21 protein-coding genes are annotated in these 22,336 nt (G+C 47.0%); 18 read left to right on the forward strand and 3 right to left on the reverse strand.

The features are described 5' to 3' along the window. Nucleotides 1-2: 2 nt before the first annotated feature. Nucleotides 3-347: a PadR family transcriptional regulator gene (locus LZG72_RS00420; RefSeq protein WP_233866155.1), complete on the reverse strand. Its 345-nt coding sequence runs from the start codon at nt 345-347 to the stop codon at nt 3-5. A 201-nt stretch (nt 348-548) separates the two neighbouring features. Between LZG72_RS00420 and LZG72_RS00425 the strand changes: the two genes are divergently transcribed. The 12 genes from LZG72_RS00425 to LZG72_RS00480 all read left to right on the forward strand — a co-directional run bounded on the left by LZG72_RS00425 (nt 549) and on the right by LZG72_RS00480 (nt 15,589). Beyond that, nucleotides 549-1,067 carry an RNA polymerase sigma factor gene (locus LZG72_RS00425; protein WP_233866157.1) on the forward strand — a complete coding sequence of 173 codons (519 nt, stop codon included), beginning with the start codon at nt 549-551 and terminating at the stop codon, nt 1,065-1,067. Further along, on the forward strand, nt 1,051-1,830 hold the full coding sequence (locus LZG72_RS00430; RefSeq protein ID WP_233866160.1) for a HEAT repeat domain-containing protein: 780 nt from the start codon (nt 1,051-1,053) through the stop codon (nt 1,828-1,830). Before LZG72_RS00425 ends, LZG72_RS00430 begins: the two co-directional genes overlap by 17 nt. A 40-nt stretch (nt 1,831-1,870) precedes the next feature. Next, on the forward strand, nt 1,871-2,656 hold the full coding sequence (locus LZG72_RS00435) for a DUF4097 family beta strand repeat-containing protein (protein WP_233866162.1): 786 nt from the start codon (nt 1,871-1,873) through the stop codon (nt 2,654-2,656). Between the two features lie 23 nt (nt 2,657-2,679). Further along, nucleotides 2,680-3,381: a DUF4097 domain-containing protein gene (locus LZG72_RS00440; RefSeq protein ID WP_233866165.1), complete on the forward strand. Its 702-nt coding sequence runs from the start codon at nt 2,680-2,682 to the stop codon at nt 3,379-3,381. 259 nt (nt 3,382-3,640) lie between these two features. Further along, nucleotides 3,641-3,835, forward strand: a complete 195-nt coding sequence (locus LZG72_RS00445) for a hypothetical protein (protein ID WP_233866168.1) — start codon at nt 3,641-3,643, stop codon at nt 3,833-3,835. 505 nt (nt 3,836-4,340) lie between these two features. Further along, nucleotides 4,341-5,663, forward strand: coding sequence for a HAMP domain-containing sensor histidine kinase (locus LZG72_RS00450; protein WP_233866171.1), 1,323 nt, complete (start codon nt 4,341-4,343; stop codon nt 5,661-5,663). 70 nt (nt 5,664-5,733) lie between these two features. After that, entirely contained in the window at nt 5,734-6,384 is a 651-nt protein-coding gene (locus LZG72_RS00455; protein WP_233866173.1) for a response regulator transcription factor, read from the forward strand. 359 nt (nt 6,385-6,743) lie between these two features. Then, nucleotides 6,744-9,719: a DUF2723 domain-containing protein gene (locus LZG72_RS00460; RefSeq protein ID WP_233866175.1), complete on the forward strand. Its 2,976-nt coding sequence runs from the start codon at nt 6,744-6,746 to the stop codon at nt 9,717-9,719. 84 nt (nt 9,720-9,803) lie between these two features. Further along, the gene (locus LZG72_RS00465; RefSeq protein WP_233866177.1) at nt 9,804-9,986 is read left to right on the forward strand and encodes a hypothetical protein; all 183 of its coding nucleotides are present in this window, start codon (nt 9,804-9,806) and stop codon (nt 9,984-9,986) included. 65 nt (nt 9,987-10,051) lie between these two features. After that, nucleotides 10,052-11,680 (forward strand): alpha-amylase family protein, encoded by a 1,629-nt coding sequence (locus tag LZG72_RS00470; RefSeq protein WP_233866179.1) that lies wholly within the window; start codon nt 10,052-10,054, stop codon nt 11,678-11,680. A 330-nt stretch (nt 11,681-12,010) separates the two neighbouring features. Continuing rightward, nucleotides 12,011-13,270 carry an ankyrin repeat domain-containing protein gene (locus tag LZG72_RS00475; protein ID WP_233866181.1) on the forward strand — a complete coding sequence of 420 codons (1,260 nt, stop codon included), beginning with the start codon at nt 12,011-12,013 and terminating at the stop codon, nt 13,268-13,270. A gap of 27 nt (nt 13,271-13,297) precedes the next feature. After that, nucleotides 13,298-15,589: a glycosyl hydrolase family 95 catalytic domain-containing protein gene (locus tag LZG72_RS00480; protein WP_233866183.1), complete on the forward strand. Its 2,292-nt coding sequence runs from the start codon at nt 13,298-13,300 to the stop codon at nt 15,587-15,589. A gap of 24 nt (nt 15,590-15,613) precedes the next feature. Here the strand turns inward: LZG72_RS00480 and LZG72_RS00485 are convergent, their stop codons facing one another. Further along, on the reverse strand, nt 15,614-16,018 hold the full coding sequence (locus LZG72_RS00485; RefSeq protein WP_233866186.1) for a helix-turn-helix domain-containing protein: 405 nt from the start codon (nt 16,016-16,018) through the stop codon (nt 15,614-15,616). Between the two features lie 220 nt (nt 16,019-16,238). After that, entirely contained in the window at nt 16,239-17,015 is a 777-nt protein-coding gene (locus tag LZG72_RS00490) for a thioredoxin family protein (protein WP_233866189.1), read from the reverse strand. Nucleotides 17,016-17,206: 191 nt separating this feature from the next. On the opposite strand from LZG72_RS00490, the gene LZG72_RS00495 reads away from it, so the two are divergent. From LZG72_RS00495 to LZG72_RS00520, 6 genes are all read left to right on the forward strand, one after another. Further along, nucleotides 17,207-17,806, forward strand: coding sequence for a hypothetical protein (locus LZG72_RS00495; protein WP_233866192.1), 600 nt, complete (start codon nt 17,207-17,209; stop codon nt 17,804-17,806). 108 nt (nt 17,807-17,914) lie between these two features. Continuing rightward, a complete protein-coding gene (locus LZG72_RS00500; protein WP_233866194.1) occupies nt 17,915-18,121 on the forward strand; it encodes a hypothetical protein in 207 nt (68 codons plus the stop codon). A 117-nt stretch (nt 18,122-18,238) separates the two neighbouring features. Next, nucleotides 18,239-20,488, forward strand: coding sequence for a M1 family aminopeptidase (locus tag LZG72_RS00505; RefSeq protein WP_233866197.1), 2,250 nt, complete (start codon nt 18,239-18,241; stop codon nt 20,486-20,488). 99 nt (nt 20,489-20,587) lie between these two features. Next, nucleotides 20,588-21,487 carry a ThuA domain-containing protein gene (locus tag LZG72_RS00510; RefSeq protein WP_233866200.1) on the forward strand — a complete coding sequence of 300 codons (900 nt, stop codon included), beginning with the start codon at nt 20,588-20,590 and terminating at the stop codon, nt 21,485-21,487. Nucleotides 21,488-21,562: 75 nt separating this feature from the next. Continuing rightward, a complete protein-coding gene (locus LZG72_RS00515) occupies nt 21,563-21,772 on the forward strand; it encodes a hypothetical protein (RefSeq protein ID WP_233866203.1) in 210 nt (69 codons plus the stop codon). Beyond that, a complete protein-coding gene (locus LZG72_RS00520) occupies nt 21,769-22,167 on the forward strand; it encodes a type II toxin-antitoxin system VapC family toxin (protein WP_233866206.1) in 399 nt (132 codons plus the stop codon). The genes LZG72_RS00515 and LZG72_RS00520 overlap by 4 nt, the downstream gene beginning before the upstream one ends. Nucleotides 22,168-22,336 lie beyond the last annotated feature (169 nt).

Here is a 22,336-nt window from a genome sequence, read left to right on the forward strand (position 1 = left end):
GGCTACGAAAAGCTAAGTTTAGGTTGCAGCTTTTCCTCCGGGATCGACTGCCAGAGTTGCTGGCGTATCTGCTGGATTTCCAGTAATGCCCGGTTTCCGTAATTAGTCATGGTGAAAAACCGCTTCCTCCGCCCGCCCCGTTCCGCAGTAGCCCCGCCCATTTCGGAGGTTAAAAATCCTTTTTCTTCCAATCGGTATAACGTGGCGTGGACTGCGCTCAAAGTAATGGAGCGGCCCGTAGCTGTCTGGATGCTTTCCCAAACCTTAACACCATAGGCCGGATCGGTGCAGGCAGCGACCACCAGTAAGACAATTTCTTCAAATTCTCCCAGGAATGTTCTTTTCATTAAACCAAAGTCGATTAGTTTTAATTATGCAAAACAAATACTTTGCCAAAATCTAAAATAGCCTCTCAGGTGCTTTAAATGCAGATTTTCAAATTTTTTTCTGTTCAAAACCGGACATGCGATGTTCGCCCCGGACACTATAAAAAAATATTTCCTTCTGGTTTGTAACGAATTCGTGGGTGAGTCGTCTTTGTATTTGAAATGGATTTACAAGCCTTCAACCAACGCATACTTCCCGTGCAGGGACGCCTTTTCAGACTGGCGCAACTGTTTCTCCGCAACCGCGAAGAGGCGGAGGATGCCATTCAGGATGTGCTGCTGCGGTTGTGGACGAACCGGAACCAACTGGAGACGTATCAAAGCATCGAAGCGCTGGCGGTACAGATGACAAAAAACCTTTGCCTGGACAGACTCAAATCGCACCACAATCAAAAAGTGCAGGATGGGGCAGATGTAAGCAGCGTGCAGGCGGAAGGATTGTCGCCCCACCGTCAGCTGGAAAATGCGGACAGTTCGGCATTGATACACAGGCTGATGGGCGAGCTACCGGAGCAGCAAAAGCTGGTCATGCACCTGCGGGATGTAGAGGAGTATTCGTTTGATGAAATTGAGCAGGTGACTGGCCTGAGCAATGCAAACATCCGTGTGATCCTTTCGAGGGCGCGACAGAAGTTGCGGGAGAATTACCTTAAAGCAAATGACTATGAAACTGGATATTGAGCTATTACTGGACAAATATTACGAAGGAGAAACGTCCGTCGAGGAAGAAAAAGAGCTGAAACGATTTTTTCAAAATGAGGACATTCCGGATCATCTGAAAAGCCACGCAGCGCAGTTCGGCTATTTTGTCGAGGCAAGAAATGAGTTTCCATCACTGCTTTTCCACAGTGATCTGGCGGCCAAGCTGGACCCGCCCAAGCAAGGCCCGGTGCGCGCATTCGGCAGCTGGCTGATCCGGATTGCCGCTGGATTTACACTATTGATTATCGGTTTTATCGGCGGCTGGATGTTTCAGGATCGCTCAGACCAGGCGGGTAATGCATTATTTAAAAATTCCAAAGAGGCGGCTTCTCAGAATGAAATAAAAAATGCGCTGGCTTTTGAAAAAATGAGCAGTACCTCGGCCAGCGAGCGTATTCAGGCTGTGAACCAGAGTTATGAGCTTTCTGACGTCGATAAGGACATCACACAATTGTTGATCAACACACTAAACTTTGATCCGAATATCAATGTCCGGCTGGCCGCGTGCCAGGCGTTGCAGCGTTTCGGGAACGAACCGAACGTGAGCGAGGCGCTGGTGCAATCGCTCGCCATTCAAACGGATCCCAATATTCAGATTTCCCTGATCGAAGTATTGGTTTCAATCAAAGAAAAAAGGGCAGTAGCTCCGTTTCAGCAACTGGTGCGCGACCAGGAAGTAATGGAAGTAGTGAGGCTCAAAGCAGAAGAAGGAGTAAATCAGCTGACCGCAGCGGACGCGTAGAAAGAGTGAATTTCTAATCAATTACATATAATCAAAAACCATGAAAAAAGTACTTTTAATGAGTATTGGAGGCTTATTGTGTCTTGCCGAACTGCAGGCGCAGGGGCTGGAATACAAAGCCAAACTTGCCAATACCAAAGACAAAAAAGTGACCATCGAAATGGCTGCCAGCGATGTAAAGATCGAAGGGTATGCCGGCGATGAGGTGATCATCCAGGCTTCCAAGAATTTCGAGGCGCCGCCCGAGCGCGCAAAAGGTCTTAAACCACTTTACAACACCGGCGTCGACAACAGCGGTATAGGCTTGTCCGTCACGCCTGAGAACGGTGGCCTGCGGATCGAAAAGGTCATTCGCAAGGAAGCGAAATACACGATCCGTGTGCCGAAACAGGTGTCGGTACTCTTTCAGGAAACGAATTGGCAGGGTGGTTCCAAGCTGAATATCAGCGGAATGGACGGGGACCTGGAAATAAAAACCAATGGTGCAGACATTAATCTCACAAATGTGACCGGCCCGGTTGTGGCCAATTCAACCAGCGGAAATGTGAATGTGATCTTTTCAGGTCTGGACCAGAGTAAACCCACGGCTATCTCATCGATCAGCGGGGAAATTGATGTGACTTTGCCTGCCAACGTAAAATCTGACATGAAGCTGCGATCGATCAATGGCGAGATGTACACGGATTTTGATCTCGGTGTTAAAAGCAGCAAAGGCGGACTTTCCAGAGTCGGCGGAATGAGTAATATTGAAGGCACTACAAATGGCGGAGGCGTTGAGGTACAGCTGAATACGATCAGTAGCAACATTTATATCAGGAAAAAATAAAAATCACCTTTGCATCTAGCGTCATGAAAAAAAACCTATTCATTTTCATCCTTGCATTACTGGCAAGTCAATCCTTTGCGCAGCGAATCATTGAAAAACACCTGCCGTACAAGGAAGGGCAGACGGCCAACCTGAATCTTAAATTTGCGGACAGCATTCAGGTGAAGTATTGGGACAAAGCAGAAGTATATGTTAAAATCAGGGCAGTAATCAACAGCAACAAGCTGAACGACGCATTGATCGTAAAAGATCGCGCGACCGCTGAGGAAGTAATCCTGGAAATAGATTTCGACCGGGAAATAATGAAGCAGGGAAAGGAAGAGGATTGTCCGGGAAACAAGAAAAGTACGTGGAATGACAAGAACGGCGAGCACCGGTATTATATGTGCAAGGAAATCAATTACCAGGTGTTTCTTCCGCGAAATGCAAAGCTGAAACTGGAAACGATTGATGGTAACATTGACATTCAGGGAGCGGGAACGCCTGTTTATGCAAAAACAATCAGCGGATATGTGGATATGAGCTGGCCGAAGTCGAAAGGGTTGAATGTAGCCATGAAGACCATTACCGGTGAGGTATATACTGATTTCGATATTAGTTTCAAAGGCGAAAAACAGAAGCATCCGATTGTCGGCTATCTGCTTGAAGGAACTTCCAATGGCGGCGGGGCTGCGGTAAAGCTGGAATCCATCAGTAACGATGTGTACCTGCGGAAAAAAGATTAACGTCAGGCTTCGTCTCCGGAATAGCGTCGATATCTGTAATGAAAAAAGGAAGTTCTCACCGGAGCTTCCTTTTTCCATTTGCATTGCGGTAATGCAGCTTGCCTGAAAGGATCAGATACTTTAAAAATCTGCCCCCATGAAGGGGCCTTTACACCCAGTAAATCGGCTTGCTGACCACAAAAACAAAATGGTATTAATATGAATAAATTATACTTGCAGCCAGTTAGATATCCTAACGGTTCATTTATAAAAAGCCCAAATGAAAACGCAAAGTAAATATCTGGAAGAGATTAACAGATTATTGGCAGATTACCTTCACGAAATCGAAAAATCAGATCTCAAACCATTGTCGGCACAAGTTTATCAGGTGCAGTCCAAGAATTTCGTGAGATGGATCAATGGTGAATTTACCCCGGGTGAGGTAAAAGCCAGGAAAGGTAAGGACAAGAACTGAAAGGGAAACCTGGCTTGTACCTAATTTGATTACTCTCGTTCCTCTATACTCTTACGCATACCGCAGCAGACGTTAGGGCTTTATCATTTGCTGTTTTCTCCCGCTGATTCAAAATATAAACTGTTCACTCAACGAACTGAACAGGCTTACTACGAAATTCGCTTTGCTCTATAAACAAAACGCCTTCCGGTAATGATTACCAGAAGGTGTAAGACATACTCAACGTTTATAACTTATTTCGTTACGTACCAAATCTCCACTTTCAAGCTGAACGTTTTGAAGGATATTGCCCCGAAATAATGCACAATTATACAACGTGAATTCTTTTTTTGAAATGGAGTTGTCTGATTTGTCGTGTAGTAATTCCTCTACATTCTCTATTCAGTTTTTTAGGTAGATTTGGCTAGATCTTATTTGCCGGTCGGCCAGCCCTGGGAAATCATCGGCACAGAACCCCTTCGTATATACATAGAAGTTGGTTAGGGCATTTACCAAAACTGCATACATGAATTTATCCTTTTTGCAATGGCCGGTCCGAAAGCAGTTGGCTGAAGAAACGAATACGCTTAACAGGGCACGCATCATGGTGCTGTCATATGCACTTCATCTGAAGCTTCTCACCACAGCCATGTTGCTGGCATCCTACACGATGCACGATTACGATTCGGAGGCAATCCGGGTGGCTGTGCTTATGGTCATTGCAGTGCTGTTTTACATCGCCGTCAGTCTGGGATGCAGCTGGCGAAAGGCCATTCATGCCGCTATCCTGATTTTTATGCTGATTGTCTGGACAAACCTGCTCAGCTTCAGCAACGGGCTCCACCTGGTCACCCTCCAGTATATGGTGATAATAAGCCTTTGTTCCTTTTATGGACTGGGGAATTTTTGGGGACTCATCTATTCCTTCGGGACTGTGCTGCCTTTTGTTATTTATCTGCTGACAGGTCATACTATTGGCTCAGGAATTCCCTGGGGCCCACCCGGCGCGGGTCATTTTGCAATTGCGATCCTGCTTTTTCACAATTTCGTTTTTCTGGTGTTGATCAATTACTATTTTTTCAATTCCTACCAGAAAACAATCCGGGAACTGGATGCCCGTACCATGGCACTCACGGCGAGCTTATCCTCGCTGGAAGAAGCACGCGAATCTCAGGAACAGGAAATAGCCCATCAGCAACATCTGCTGGCCAGCATTTCGCACGATATCAAAAGTCCGCTGCGTTTTCTGATGACCACCACGGCACGTCTGGCAAGAAACTATCCCGACTTGCCTACCGTCCGCGCAATCAGTCAATCCAGCTCCCGGCTATATAACTTTATGAAAAATCTGCTGGAGTATACGGAATTGAGGTACAAAGAAAACGGGATGAATTTCACGTATATGGACGTAAATGAGCTTGTTTCTGAGAAATTAGCGATTTTCGCCACCGAAGCCGAAAGTAACTCCAACGTACTCGTAAACCACGTACCTCCGGGCGTGATCCTCAAAAATAATCCACAGCTGATTGGTATTATCCTGCACAACCTGATCGACAATGCGAATAAAGTTACGCAGGGAGGAACCGTGACGGTAAGCTGCGAAGATCTTCGGAACGAGTTGCTGCTCAATGTCTCCGATACAGGTGCGGGTATGGACCGGCGGATCATGAACTGGGTCAACAGCGATGTGAAGCTCCCGGGCTCGGAACACAATGCCCAAAGCTTCGGAATGGGACTGCTGATCATCAAAGAACTCACCCGGTTGGTCCACGCCAGGCTGGTAGCCAAGCCCAATTCACCGGCGGGGACGTCGGTTCATATTATTTTTTCAAAAAATAGTACCAACTAGCGCTCCGCCATTAGAAAAATTCGCTATTTCTATTAACTTTCGTCATTGAATAGAAGTAACCTAGATTTTAATGAGGACTGTTTTACTGGTAGAAGACCACGCCATTGTAAGAATGGGTGTGAAGTTGTTGATTGAAGATTTTCTGCCACCTGTAAACGTCATTGAAGCGGGAAGCTTTACTGAAACACTGAGGCATCTGCAGTCGCGATTTTTTGATCTTGTGATCCTGGACATTAAGATTCCGGGTGGCGAAGGATTTAATATGATCACAAAAATCAAGGCCATTCAGAGCAAAGTCAAGATCCTTATTTTTTCATCACAGGACGAAGAACTTTACGCATTGCATTATTATAAAGCCGGTGCAAGTGGCTATTTGCCTAAGGAATCCTCGAACGAAGTGTTGGAAAAAGCCATTTCTTCGGTACTCAACGGCGGTACCTATATCAGTAATGTTGTGCAGAGCCAGCTGGTGAGTACCACGATGCTGGAAAGGGAAAGTAAAGAAAGCCCGTTGGAAATCCTTTCCAATCGTGAACTTGAAATCATGGATATGCTGCTGATCGGGAAATGGACAAAAGACATTGCCGCCGATTTGAACATCAAGGAAAGTACCGTCAGTACGTATAAAGCCCGGATTTTTGAAAAGCTGAACGTCACTAACATTCTGGAGCTTTTTAAAAAGGTTGAAATTTATAAGAACCAGAAAGCAAAAACCCAATAATCGCGTAATAATTCCCTGTTACATAACTCTCTATCAAAATTAACTCACAATCATCACTCAATGGGAACGGCAGTTAACTACACAAAATCTGCGGAACTACCTTTTTTAGGCGCTGTCGTATTGACGATCACAGCGGGTACCGCGCTCTGGATTACCGTTTTATATTTCCTTTACTACCTGCTTTTAATCAGGTAACCATTTGTTTTCAGTTAGTTTCTTATTGAGTAGTGTTAAAGAAAGTTAAAGCCCCGCTGATCGGGGACCTGGTTAACGTTTTTTAAGATTCTCACGGCACGCATTGATGGATGTTGTAAATAGTTTTGGATTCGGTTTAAAACGGATCCAAAACTATTACTGCTATGACATCTTTACGAAAATGGAATAATACCGTCAGCTGGACTGTATTTGCAATCGCTCTGGCTACGTATGTCATTACCATGGAGCGCACTGCCAGTTTCTGGGATTGCGGAGAGTTCATTGCCTGTGCCTTTAAACTTCAGGTGCCGCATCCGCCCGGCGCACCTTTTTTCGTGCTGATCGGCCGCCTCTTTTCACTGCTGGCATTTGGGGACCTTACTCAAGTGGCATATTGGGTCAATATGGTGTCCGTTTTGAGTAGTGCATTTACCGTTTTTTTTCTTTTTAAAACCATTTCGCTGATTGGAATTAAGTTAGTCGGCAAGAAAGAGAAAGATCTGGAAAGTGCTGATGTCATGCTTATTATCGGGTCGGCGGTTGCCGGGTCGCTGGCTTACGCGTGGTCCGACTCGTTCTGGTTTTCAGCGGTTGAGGCAGAGGTGTATGGCATGTCGTCTTTCTTTACGGCGATTGTGATCTGGGCGGTATTCAAATGGGAAAGTGTGGAGGATCCGGCTACTGAAAACCGCTGGCTCATCCTGACGGCCTACCTGATCGGCCTTTCCATTGGTGTACACTTGCTGAACCTGGTCACGATACCCGCGCTCGCGCTCGTTTACTACTTTAAAAAATTTCCTAAACCCACTTTTTTCGGCGGTACTGTTGCATTTCTTTGCGGATTGGCCGTACTCGGAATCATAAATTCCGGCATCATCCCCGGTCTGCCTGAGCTGGCGGGGAAGTTTGAGATATTCTTTGTGAACTCACTTGGAATGCCTTATAATGTGGGTATTACGTTTTTTATCACGTTGTTTCTGGGTGGGCTCATCTGGGGCATCGGACATACACATCGGAAGGGAATCGTGTTGCTCAACACCAGTTTGCTTTCCCTGGCATTTGTGCTGGTAGGTTATTCTTCCTACACACTCGTACTCGTTCGCAGCGGTTACAATACACCCATTAATGAGAACAATCCCAGCGGCGTGCTGCGGTTTGTATCTTACCTGAAGCGCGAGCAATATGAAAGCCGGCCGCTATTATATGGACCATCGTTCGTTTCCCGCCCGGTCACCCAGGAACGAGGCGCACCGGTGTACGAAAAGAGAGACGGTAAATACGTCATCATCGACTACCGTCCCGTTTATGGCTATGAACCGGGAAGTAATATGCTGCTGCCCAGAATGTACAGCTCGCAACCCGGGCATCCTCAACTGTATCAGCAAATGACCGGACTGGCGGAAGGCCAGAAGCCTGCCATGCGTCATAACCTGGTTTATATGTTCTCGCATCAGATCGGACATATGTACTGGCGCTATTTTCTCTGGAATTTTGTAGGTCGGGAAAGTGACCGGGAAGGTGCCGGAGCGTTGCTGCCATGGAATACTTCGAAATCATACCCGAGCTCCATCAGCCTCAACCGGGGACATAATAACTTCTTTATGCTTCCATTCCTGTTGGGCCTGGCCGGCTTGTTCTTCATGTACAACCGGTCGCGGAAAGATGTGCTCGTATTGACTTTGCTTTTTGTCTTGACCGGAGTCGGGCTCGTAGTTTATCTCAACTCCCCGCCATCCGAACCTCGCGAACGCGACTATATTTATGTGGGTTCGTTTTATATTTTCTGTATGTGGATCGGTTTCGGTGTGATGGCTCTGGCAGGATATCTGCATAAACGTGTCAGGAAACCCATTTTACAAACCAGTCTGGCGGTGGCGGCTGGCGTTTTAGTGCCGGTGATTATGGTCGCAAAAGGTTGGGACAACCACGATCGTCGTAATCGTTACCATTCGGTCGATTTCGCCCGAAACCTTCTGAATTCCTGCGCACCCAATGCGATTTTGTTTACAGGTGGCGATAACGATACGTTTCCATTGTGGTATGTGCAGGAAGTGGAAGGATTTCGAACCGATGTCCGCGTGTGCGTCCAGACTTTTCTGGGGACGGATTGGTATATCCAGCAACTGAAACGAAAAGTGAACCAATCGGATGCATTGCCATTTACTCTCGACACAAACAGTTACGCGATGGGTAAAAACGACTACGTCCCTTTTTATGAGATTCCGTCGGTAAAGAATGGCATTAACCTGAAAGAATATCTTGACCTCGTGAATCAGGATAATAAAGCGATCCAGGTTCCGCTCACCAGCGGCGATATGACCTCGATCTTGCCTTCATCGACACTTTTTTTACCCGTCGACAAACAGCAGGTATCGGCGTTGAATATTGTTAAAAAGGATCTCGTTCCTTATTTAACGGATTCCATGAGCTGGAAAATCGGGGAAAAAGATCTTTTCAAAGGTGACCTGGTAATGCTCGATATCATCGCGAGTAACAACTGGAAACGTCCGGTCTATTTTTCTTCAACAATGGGGAATTCGCATAATCTTGGCTTACAGGAATATTTGCAGCTGGAAGGATATGCCTACCGGCTTCTGCCCGTGCGCGTCCCGGGCGCGAACGACGGTTACGTGAATTCGGAGGTGATGTACGACAATCTGATGAACAAAATGTCGTGGCGCGAAATGAATAACCCGGATGTATATTACGACGATACCTACAAAGGCTCGCCCGTGATCACCGCCAGACTGTCGTTCCTGCGGCTCGCACAACAATTGATCGCCGAAAATCAGATTAACAAAGCCAGAAAAGTGGTGGATAAAGTGATGACCGTCATGCCGGACGATACGATCCCGTTTGATCAGATTTCAGTCGGATTCGTCGGGGCACTTTTTGAGGTTGGGGAAAATAAAAAAGCACTCGACTCGGCGCGTACAATGGCGATCCGCTCGGATGAAAACCTTACCTGGATCAAAGAAAATGGCGGGCAGCGAAACCGTGATGTGAACATTGACCTGTATATTCTTCAAAATATCGTACAGGAATGCCGCCGGGCAAATCAGCAAACCGAAGCACAGAAGTACGATGCGATGTTCAAGAAGCATTTACTGGCATTTAATATGTATAGCGGAGAAAATTGAAAGTGTAATTCAGAGCAGGCAAGGTTTTAGTAAAAGATGGTTTGGTGCATTAACCTGCATTAAACCATCTTTTTTAATTTAATAATGGAAAGAACAGAACTACCCGAAAACGGCTCGCTCGTCAGGTTCAAGCGATTTGACGAGGAAGAATGGAAAGATGGCGAGTACGATGAACAGAATAAAATGTTCATCGAGATCTATTCCGCCGAGACCATCACGCACAACAGTACCGACATTACCGATTGGGATTATATGGAAGATGTGTAGGTGAAATCAGCGATACTGCGGGGAATGGCACTAATTTTTTAGTCGTCAAAAAAAAAGATACACGGATGACTGAAGAATTGTGGTTTAAAAATGCAGTATTATATAGTCTTGACCTGGAAACCTTTATGGATGGTAACAACGACGGGACGGGGGATTTTGAAGGCTTATGCAATAAGCTCGATTATTTACACGCACTGGGGCTGGATACCATCTGGCTCGCACCGTTTCAGCCCACTCCAAACCGGGACAATGGATACGACATCAGCGATTTTTACGGAGTAGATCCGCGCCACGGTTCCAGTGGTGATTTTGTTGATTTTATTCACAAAGCCCGCAAACTGGGCATAAAAGTCATTATTGATCTGGTCGTGAACCACACCTCCGACGAGCACCGCTGGTTTCAGGAAGCCAGATCATCAAAAGACAATCCGAAGCGTGACTGGTATGTATGGTCGGCGAAACGCCCGGCCGACTGGAACAAGGGAATGGTATTCCCGGGCGTCCAAAAAGCAACCTGGACCCGCGACAAGACAACAAACGAATATTACTTTCACCGCTTTTACGAGTTCCAGCCTGACCTGAATACGGATAATGAGGACGTGAGGAAGGAAATCGCCCGGATCATGGGTTACTGGCTGGAACTGGGCATTGCCGGATTCAGGGTCGATGCGGTACCATTTATTTTGGAATCGGCCCCGGTCGACGGGAAGAAAACGGTAATGCATTTCGAATACCTCAAAGAAATGCGGCGCTTTCTGCAATGGAGGAAAGGCGATGCGGTTTTGCTGGGAGAGGCAAATGTACTTCCCAAAGAAAGCAAAAAATATTTCGGGGAGGATGGCGACGGCATTCACCTGATGTTCAATTTCTTTGTTAACCAGTACACATTTTACGCGTTGGCGTCCAGCGACACCCGTCCGCTCATAAAAGCACTGGAGGCAACGAAGGATATTCCCGCGGGGAGCCAGTGGGCGCATTTTCTGCGAAATCACGATGAACTGGATCTCGGCCGGCTGACAGAGCAGGAAAGGGAAGTGGTATTCAAAAGGTTTGGGCCTGATAAAAACATGCAGCTTTATGACCGCGGGATCAGGCGAAGACTTTCTCCCATGCTTGGAAACCGCCAGCAGACCGAACTTGCCTACAGTCTGATATTTTCCTATCCCGGAATTCCCGTAATCCGATATGGGGATGAAATAGGAATGGGAGACGATTTGTCCCTGAATGAGCGGGAGGCGGTGAGAACGCCGATGCAGTGGTCGGGCGAGGCTCAGGGAGGCTTTTCGAAAGCGGAGCGTTTGGTAAACCCGGTCATCAAAGATGGATATTATGCATATGAACACATGAATGTGGAGAACCAGCGCCGCGATCCCGGCTCGCTGCTGAACTGGATGACCACGCTGATCCGTATCCGCAAAGAATGCCCGGAAATAGGGTATGGAAACTGGGAGATTTTGGACACAGGGTTCAAGGAAATCTTAGGAATACGCTACATCTGGAAGAACAGGATCCTGTTTATCTGGCACAATTTTCAGGAAAAATCACTTGAACTGGTCGTACCGGAAAAGCAGGCTGGAGCAAGCCGGCTCATTGATCTGATGAATAACATCGAAAGTACGCTGGATGAGAATGGGCGGCACACGATCACGCTCGAAGCTTACGGTTACCGATGGTTCCGGGCGTATACCGACTAGCTTTCAAATGCGTAATGTAGAACTTCTTCAAATTAGAAGATTGCTTGTAATAAGTGTAACGGAATATCATTTTTCCAGTTATTTTTATGGCCAAAAGTATCTAAACTGACATCAGCATTAAAAGACCTTCCTATGATAAAAACATATACTAAAAGTACCCTCAAGTTACCTCTCCACCTTTCCTGAAATCCGGCCGTTTCGACCAGTGCGGCTTTTCACCGTATTGGATATCAGAAACATCCGGAAAAGATTCTTTGTGTCTGCATTGCTGAAATTCCTTGGAAACCGGGGTAGCTGTTATCCTTTACAAAATACTTAAAACTGAATTTCATGAATACCACTGACGTTACCCCGCTTGTCGCTGAGCCTGCGTGGGAGTTTTACGAGCAAAAAGCGAACGAGCTGTTCGACGCCTGCAAATCAGTGGACCAAAATACGGTGCAACACATCCGGAAATATCATCCGAATCCCGAGACGCTGACCGACATCAACAGACCTTCCTCTAATATTACGATCGAAGACGCTACTCTCATCCTTGCCAGGGAACACGGTTTCGAAAATGGCGAAGAATTCAGAAAACACATTTCCGACCTGTCCGTTGCGGATACGCCGACATCGCAGTTTGAACGCGCGGCCGATGCCATTATCACCGGGAACATCGGGCTACTCAGGGAATTGCTTTCACAGAATCCCACTCTGGCAAACGCGAGGTCAACGAGGGCGCACCGGGCCACACTTTTACATTACATAGCTGCCAATGGCGTCGAAAATTACCGCCAGAAATGCCCGGAAAATGCGGTTGAGGTTGCAGATCTGCTGCTTTCAGCCGGAAGTGAAGCAGATGCTTTGGCAGATGTATATGATCAAAAGTGGGGGACTACGCTGGATTTGCTTGTTTCGAGTGTGCATCCGGCAAAAGCGGGGTTGCAGGTGGCACTGGCAGAAAAGCTGGTAGGAGGAGGCGCGGCCGTCAATGGGATTAATGATGATGGCTCCCCGCTACTCACCGCCATTTACTTCCGGTATCCGAAAGCCGCGGATGCGCTGCTGAGGCTGGGGGCGAGGGTTGATAATGTGGCGGTTGCCGCAGCGATGGGGCTGACAGGAGTAGTTGCGGATTACCTCGATAGCTCGGGTCAGTTACTGCCGGACGTGCCGCTGATCGGCGTGAGCTGGATGAATATGCCGCGGAGCCCGGAAGCAAACCTGGAACTTGCATTGGTATGGGCGGCGATGCACAACCGTGTTGATACGGTTTCATTTTTGCTTGAAAAAGGGGTCAAACTCTCCTCGCGCGACCATCGGCAATGGACCGCATTGCATTGGGCGGCGTATTTGGGATATCCCGAAATTGTGCGGTTATTAATGGAAAAAAAGGCCCCGCTGGAAGCTAGGAACGAATTCGGTGGAACTGTACTGGATCAGACGCTCTGGGCGACGGTTCATGAAGGAGTGGGCGACCACCACATTGAGATTATAAAAAAGCTGATAGATGCCGGTGCTAAAATTCATTCGTGGTGGCTTTTTGCAGGCCTTACCCCACCGCTCGATGACCGTGTGGCGGATGTTTTGCAAGCCTATGAACTCTGACCGATTTGTTATTAAACCTTAAATAAAATGCTGAAACCGCTGCTTTTTGTCATCGGGATGCTTTTTACTGGCTTATTAGTCGCCCAGCCACTTGAAAGACATGATCTTCTGACAACCTCATTAGCGGGTGTCTGGGACGAGGCGATCCCGCTCGGAAATGCAACCGTTGGCGCATTAATCTGGCAAAAAGAAGGAAAGTTAAGATTTTCACTTGATCGGGCCGATCTCTGGGATATGAGACCGATGGCTGGACTGCACCGGGAAGAATTTAGCTACAAATGGGTGCAGGGACAAGTTGCCAAAAAAGACTATAAGCCTGTTCAGCAATACTTTGACGTGCCTTATGATAAAGAGCCGGCCCCTTCCAAGATCCCGGGCGGCGCTCTTGAATTTATTATTCCTGGATCCCTGAACGTCAAATCCGTACACCTTTCGTTGGCGCGCGCATTATGTGAGGTTCAGTGGGATAATGGGATGAAGCTCAAAACGTTTGTGCACGCTACGCAGCCGGTCGGATGGTTTCGGTTTGAAAATGTCAAATCGGCGATCGTACCGGAACTGGTAACCCCAAAGTATCAAGGTAAAGTAGAGGAAGGTGCCGAGGTCAATTCGCTGGTTGGCGATGATCTGGCGCGACTTGGCTACAAGCAAGGAACGATTGTAAAGCAGAAAAACAAAATCGTTTACCAGCAGGAAGGCTGGGTTGGGTTCCGCTATGAGATTACAGTAGAATGGAAAAACCCGTTTGCCGGAGTTTTAGAAGGAGTTTGGAGCATTTCATCTCATTATCCCGATGGGAAGACTAAAATAACTGCTTCCAATATCGTGAAAGCAGCTTTGCAGCGAGGTTACGAGGCGGATCGCCGGACGCATTATGCCTGGTGGGAGCAGTTTTGGGGACAGTCGGCATTACGCGTGCCCGATCCGTTGCTGGAAAAGCAATGGTATCTGGAACAATACAAATTTGGCTCGGCAGCCCGGCGCGGTGCCCCACCCATTTCTTTGCAGGCGGTTTGGACAGCCGACAACGGCAAAATCCCGCCATGGAAAGGCGATTACCATCACGATCTCAACACCCAGCTTAGCTATTGGCCGGCATACAGTGGCAATCACCTGGAAGAAGAATTGGGTTATCTGGATCACCTGACAGCCAATCTGGACAATTACAGGCGGTACACCAAAACCTACTTCGGTACGGACGGTCTGGCGGTTCCGGGAGTTACCACGCTCGACGGGACAGAAATGGGCGGCTGGATCCAGTATTCATTGTCTCCAACGGTCTCGTCCTGGCTGTCGCAGCATTACTACCTGCACTGGCGGTATAGTATGGATCGTGATTTTTTGAAGAAAAGTGCGTATCCCTGGTTTAAAGAAGTGTGTACTTTTCTCGAAAACATAACTGTGAAGGATGAAAACGGATTTAGGAAACTGCCTATCAGTTCAAGTCCGGAGATCAATGACAACAAACTCTCGGCGTGGTTTCCCGAGAATACAAACTACGATCTGGCGCTGATGAAATTTGCATTCGAAACAGCGGCTGAGCTGGCGCTGGAATTGGGTATGGTTTCGGAATCAGATCATTGGAAGGAGGTCTTGTCGGAGTTTGGAGAGTATGCCATTACGGAAAATCACGAGCTGATGTTTGCGCCTTCGCTGAGTTATAATGTGTCTCACCGGCATTTTTCACATATGATGGCAATCCATCCTTTGGGGCTGATCAAATGGGAAGACGGCGAGAACGCACAGTCCATTATCAAAAATTCTATGGATCTGCTGGAAAAGGTTGGTCCGGATTACTGGTGTGGCTATTCGTATTCCTGGTTTGCCAATATGAAGGCGAGGGCGAAAGACGGCGAAGGTGCGGCTAAGAATCTCTCGATCTTCGCAAAAGCATTTTGCCTGCCGAACAGTTTTCACGCCAACGGCGACCAGACGAAATCGGGTTTGTCTAAATTCACATACCGGCCATTTACGCTGGAAGGTAATTTTGCATTTGCGGCCGGTCTGCAGGAAATGCTCATTCAGAGTTACGCAGGCTTTATCGAGGTACTTCCTGCCATTCCCGCCGGGTGGAAAGATATATCATTTGAAAAACTGAGAACGGAAGGAGCATTCCTGGTGAGCCTCAAAAAAGTGTCGGGCAGAGTTACAGATATTAGGATCACATCAGAAAAAGGCGGAGTCGCGCGGCTGAAAAAGCCGTTTGGGAAATGGACGACTCCCCTTGTTTCCGGAGTTGCAATTGATGTGCCGGAAGAGGACTTCATCGAGCTGAAATGTAAACCCGGCGGAACCATTATTTTACGTAACGCCGAATAAACGATTGCTCTGCAGTGTGTGATCTTAAACTGCTTCGAGTGCAGTAAGCTTTTCCTGCGGCTTATCTTCCTCCCGTATTTTGGCCCGGTGCATTTCCCCCCAGGCAATCAGCTCGGCCAGGACGGGATCGAGAGTCTGACTGTACTCGGTCAGCTCATATTCAATCACTACGTTGGGCTCGGTGTATACATTCCGTTTCAAAAAGCCATTGATCTCCAGTTCTTTCAGTTCATTGGAAAGTACCCGGGCCGATATGCCGCTGATCGCACGTTGCAGATCGTTGAACCGCTTGTTTCCTTCCGTCAATGCGATAATGACGCGTAATTTCCACTTTCCACCGATCACGTAAAGAGCGTCGCCCATTGCGCCTAGTTTGCTGGTACATTCCGCCGAGGAGTGATTTCTTTCTTGCCTGGTTCCAAATTTCATTGTTTCCACTAACTAGATGGTTGCTACTAACCTTTTGTTTATTACTAACATATTGTTAGCAAAGATAACCAGTTTTGCAGAAAACAAAACCATTATGAAAGCAAAAAAATCATTACATCGCCATCCCGGCAATCGCCTCGCTGATGGTCGTTCCAGCGGCATTAAGAAGCTGTTACAATCCAGGGATACGTCCGGAGTTTGAGTTAACAGAACGATTGCATTAATGGCAGCATGAATCCGGTTTCGGCTTCACCTCCTCGTATTTATCATGATGACGCATCCAATCCATGATTGTACTCTCATTTCTGCCTTTGGGCATCATGTCCAGAAAGTTGTGGGCACCCAGCAAAATATCCCCGCCTCGCGCGTAGGTAGAGTATGTATGATAAATGGCACCGGATTCATCCTTGAAAAAAACGCTGCTGCCCGGTGATTCAGTCCCTGAATCGTGGATCGCATATTCGTAGTTGTAGTAAACTTCTTTCTTTTCAATCTGTTCTTCGGTAAATGAGACGTGATAGTCGTAATTGAATTCGCTTTCAAAAGAAGAAACCCATTCGAACTGCCAGCCCATTCTCTTCTTAAAAGGCAGGATCTGGGAAAGGGGCGCACGTGACACGGCCACCAGAGATACATCGTGATGCGCCAGGTGCAGGTTCGGTCCATCCATATGATCTGCCATAAAAGAACAGCCCGGGCAACCTTCTTCCCAGTCCGGGCCGAACATAAAATGATAGATAAATAGCTGGCTGTTCTTTCCAAAGAGGTCACTGAGCGATTTCTTGCCTTCAATTGTGTCGAAAACGTAGTTTTTAGTCACCAATTCCCACGGCAGTTCACGTCTTTGCCGGTTCATTTCCTCGGACAATCGGGTAAGTTCTTTTTCTTTTTTCAAAAGTTCTTTCCGGGCGGCAATCCATTCTTCATTGCTTACCACCTGGTGCCCGGCTAATGTGTCGCTAAATCCTGATTCCAATGTTTCTCCCTGATTTTCCATAGATCCCGGTGATTTAAATGATATAACAAATCTCTGATTTTATTTACAAAAAAGAAGGTGGGGATGCGGTCAAAATTGGGGGCATTTGAGACATTTTTTGTAAAAAGAATACCATGCAGCGGATACTTTGGCACAGTTATTTTTCATTTTTGGCTCAAATACGTGTTATCAACAACAAAAAATAGATCGTTATGAAAACCTTAAAATTGAATATTTTCGCATTGGCCGTGTTCGGAGCAACTGCGGCATTTGCCCAAACGAGTACCCCGTCGAGTTCTTCTTCGGGCACTACAACTCCCGGAACGTCAACAACTCAGCCGACAACAGTACCAGGAAGTACTGTACAACCTTCAACTTTGCCGGGAGCAACTCAGCCAGGCAGCACCACCAGACAACCTGGTAACACCACTACTCCGAATACAACGCCAAGAAGCACTTCCGTGCCGCCGGGAACAGTACCAGATCGTACAACACAACCTTCATCAACAAGCACGGGCAGCACGACGCAACCATCCAGCACGGTGCCCCGCACAGGAACACAGTCAACGGTTCCCGGGACAACAGACAGAACGCAGCCGATACCGGGAAGTACTACTCAGCCAACGAATGTGCCGAACAGTACCAACCAGCCATCGACAACATATCCAAGTACTACGCAGCCTTCGTCCACCGTACCGGGAAGTACCACAACGCCAGGCAGCACAACAAGTCCGTCCACCACGACTCCGGGAAGTACATCAACTCCTTCCACGCTTCCGGGCGGCGGCACAGGTACTTCGGTCCCTAAATAATAATCTTGTATAGAATCAAGAAGCCTGTCGGATTTCCGGCAGGCTTTTTTGTGCCGATTGTCTGGCACAATTTTAAAACAGACGTTCACTCACAATTCAATCATCGTTATGGCAAATATCACAAATCAGCACCCATCGGGTAAAGTGGAAGCGGGAAGTACATTAACAGTGTCGGGAGTGGAATCCGAGAATGAGGCGATACTTGCTGTCGAAAATTATTTGAGGGTAAACCAAAAAGAGGGGCTCGAATTAGCCATAAAAGATCAGACTGCGGACGGTGATTTCGAGATCAAACTGGAAAAGGCCGGCGCTTAATACGTCTGGAACTACTGTTGTCGCAGGTTCCGGGCACCTGGTTTTTTTTGCGGGGAATGGTTGCTGGTTTTTCTATAAATTGTGGTTAAGTTCGTACCGGACTATATCACACTACTTATGAAATCAACCTTGCTTCCATTCCTTTTTTTTCTCTCGATTCACACCGCTTTTTCACAGGAATCCAATGCGGTTTCGGAGAACCAGGAGATCGTTAATATTGAAAGGAAAGGTTTTCAACGCCAGACCGAGTCGCTGCAAAAGTCTTTACGAACAAGTTCATCTAACAATTTCGATGTAAAATACTACCGCTGCGAATGGGAGGTGGATCCGGCAATTCGCGCGATAAAAGGAACGGTCACAACCCATTTTGTCACCACAGCCATATCCAATGACATTGTACTGGACCTCACCAGTAGCCTCACCGTAAATTCGGTTAAGAAGGGCAATATTCCGCTCAGTTTCACGCGCGCCGGGAATTTGCTCACCATTACACTGCAATCTGCATTGGCGGCGGGAGTAAGTGATTCAGTCAGCGTTACCTATGAAGGCGTACCGCCCGCCGGTGGGTTTTTTGTAACCAGTACGCATGGTTCCGGTGTCACGGCGGCACCTGTACTCTGGACATTGAGCGAACCATACGGAAGCCATTACTGGTGGCCGTGCAAGAATGGCATCGACGACAAAGCTGATTCCATTGACGTATACATTACACATCCTGCTACTTATAAAGCCGTTTCTAATGGCGTGCAGGTCGGTACTGCTGCGCTGGCTGGAAAGACAGTTACGCACTGGAAACACCGGTATGCCATTGCCAGTTATCTGGTCTGTATGGCGGTTTCTAATTATGTTACATTAAATGATTTGGTTGTTATCGGCCCGGACAATGTCGCCATGCAAACCTTTTGTTACCCGGAAAATCAGGCAAGCTTTGCGACCGGTGCTCAAACCGCGATGGCAGGCCTCACGTTTTTCAGTAACCTGTTTGGTTCTTATCCATTCAAAAAAGAAAAGTACGGACACATCCAATTCGGATGGAGTGGGGGAATGGAGCATCAGACGGGTTCGTTTATGGTTAATACGAGTGAAATGCTCGTCGCGCATGAGCTTGCGCATCAATGGTTTGGGGATAAAATCACATGTGGAAATTGGGAGGATGTGTGGCTTAATGAAGGATTTGCATCGCATCTGGCCAATATGTACCTGGAAAATAAGTATCCAGCAACGATTAAAACCCGCCGCACAACGGAGATAAATTCGATAACATCTTTACCGGGCGGATCGGTACGGGTGGATAATGTCAATGACGAAAACCGGATCTTTAGCAACCGGCTGAGTTATCTCAAAGGCTCGCATTTGTTGTATTTGCTCCGCTGGATCTTAGGGGATGCCGTGTTTTTTACCGCGGTCAACAATTACCTGGCCGATCCTGCGCTCGCGTATGGTTTTGCTACTACCGACAAACTGAAAAATCATTTAGAGGCGAGCAGCGGCAAAAATCTTACTTATTTTTTCGATCAATGGTACACCGGTCAGGGGTTTCCTTCTTACCAGGTCGACTGGTTCCCGCAGGCTACGGGAGTGCAGGTAAAATTAAAGCAAACCACTTCGCATGCTTCGGTGGGTTTTTTCCAGCTTCCGGTCCCGCTGCTATTCCGGAATTCGGTAACGAACGAGGAAAAACTGGTGATCCTGAATAATACATTTAGCGGACAGACTTTTAATGAGAATCTGGGATTCGAGGCGAATGAATTGATTTTTGATCCGGATGTGTGGTTGATTACAAGAAATAATACGCTGACGAAATTGCCCGATCCGTTGCCGGTTACATTCAGCAATTTCAAAAGCATTTGTGCAGGCGGCGATGTCATGCTGGAATGGGAGACATCGGAGGAAAAAAATGCTGATTTTTTTGAGATACAAAAAAGCAGCGATGCGATTCGGTGGAACGGGATCGGGCGGATAGAGGCGGCGGGGAATTCACTGGAAAAAAAGACCTACTCCTTCCGGGATATCGCGGCTGCGGCAGAGCATTATTATTACCGGGTTGCAGAAAAAGATTATGACGGTAAAATGCATTACACCCGGATTATATCTTCACAATGTCGGGCCGCATCTCGCATTGCCATTTTACTGGCACCCAATCCCGTTAAAAATAGGCTGATATTCAGGGTCGATAATCGCAATGGAGGTGCACAAGCTTCTGTTTTGCATATCAATGGAACCGCTGCAAATTCCCGGCTGACCGACTTTCCGGTTCATGACAACAATGATGTTGACGTGGGAAGTTTACCCGGTGGTCTGTATATTCTCAAACTCCGCTCAAACGACGGAAGTAATGATACTTCAGTCCGATTTCTGAAAGAGTAACAACTGCAAAATGTGGCGTTGTGGCTTGATTTTTATGTGGTTACGATCTGGTAATGCGATTTAAGACGCGTTTTTTCTAAATCAAACCAGATACCGATCATGGGCAAGAGACTGAATATCACATTACTGATTATTTTTCTGAGCATTGTTGCTTTTGCGCAAAGTCACAAAGCTACATCGACGGCAAAGAAAAAGATCGTCTTCATTGCCGGGCCGGACAGCCATGGAAAAGGCGACCATGAGCACAAAGGCGGATGTACTTTATTAGCAAAAGCGTTGAATGACAGTGTTCCAGAGGCAAATGCAATCCTGATTGAAGGAGGCTGGCCAAAAGATATCAGTATCCTCAAAGACGCCGATGCGATCGTCATGTATGGCGATGGAGGCGACGGTCACATGGTCATGCCGCATTTGAATGAGGTTGACAAACTGATGGAAAAGGGTGTTGGGATGGTTGTTCTGCATTTTGCGCTGGAAGTACCGAAAGAAACCGCTGGTGTATATTTTAAGAAATGGATTGGCGGTTATTTTGAGATCAACTGGTCGGTAAACCCATCGTGGGAAGCTAGCTTCGCCAGTTTTCCCGATCATCCCATTTCGCGGGGCATCAAGCCGTTCAGCATCATGGACGAATGGTATTACCATCTCCGGTTTGCCGACGATCGAAGCAAGATCACACCGATTTTACAGGCATTACCCGCTGACAAAACCTTAAACCGTCCCGAGGGCACACATTCCAGCAATCCCGCCGTGAGAGAATCGGTTTTAGTAAAAAAGGAAATGCAAACATTAGCCTGGACATTCGCCCGGCCAAATGGCGGACGCGGCTTTGGCTTTACAGGCGGTCATGTTCACAACAACTGGCGTAACGATAACGTCAGAAAACTGGTACTGAATGCGATCGCATGGTCTGCCAAGATTGAAATCCCCGAAAATGGCATTCCCTCCGCCACCCCAGCACAGTCGGAAATGGACGCGCTGACGAAGCAGGTTAACTAATGGTGCCGTTAAAAAAGTGGACGGGATTAAATTCGATGAAAGGGTTAACTTTGAGAAGTAAAAATTCGAGGTATCATGAAAGCAGGAAAGATTGGCAAATCGGAATACGTGTTTAAAAGCATTTCGTTAACAAACAGGCCGAAAGTGATCACGCCGGTTAGTGCCCAACTTTTTTCAGGAAAGAACACCGCCAAAAAAAGGGAACTCGGAATGCTGAATCATAGCAAAGGTTACTACATGCGTGATGATTTTTCCGCTACGAACGAGGACGAGTTTCCATTATGACATATCTGCTAGACACACACATTTTTCTTTGGGCATTTTTTGAATCGAATAAACTCTCCGAATCAGTCTCTGAAATTCTCTCCAATACTGATCATACTATCCTAGTCAGTCCAATCTGTTTTTGGGAAATCGGGATTAAACTCGGAACTGGCAAAATAAAATTAGGCTGTGTTGATCCTGATAGCCTACCCACTTTGTGTTCTGATTCCGGTTTCGACGTGAGGCCGCTATCCGGTGAAACCACGAGCACGTATTACAAGCTGGATGCCAGTTACCACAAAGACCCATTTGACCGGATGCTGATCTGGGAAGCGTTGGTAAATGATTATATTCTTATCACAGATGATAGCAACATCAAGAAATACACTTCCGAAGGTCTCAAAGTAATCTGGTAACCTCCCCCAAAACGCATTTTTTGCCGCTGATTCCAAAAACTTCTTGCTATTTAATTTTCTTTAAATTTACTTTGTCTATCAAACTAGTAGATTTCTCTTTTGTTACCACCAGCACGAGAGATTTGACATATCATTTTCACTGATGAAATCGATGAATGTACATTCTTCG

The organism is Dyadobacter sp. CY323 (assembly GCF_021390245.1).
In the GTDB taxonomy this organism is placed as follows: domain Bacteria; phylum Bacteroidota; class Bacteroidia; order Cytophagales; family Spirosomataceae; genus Dyadobacter.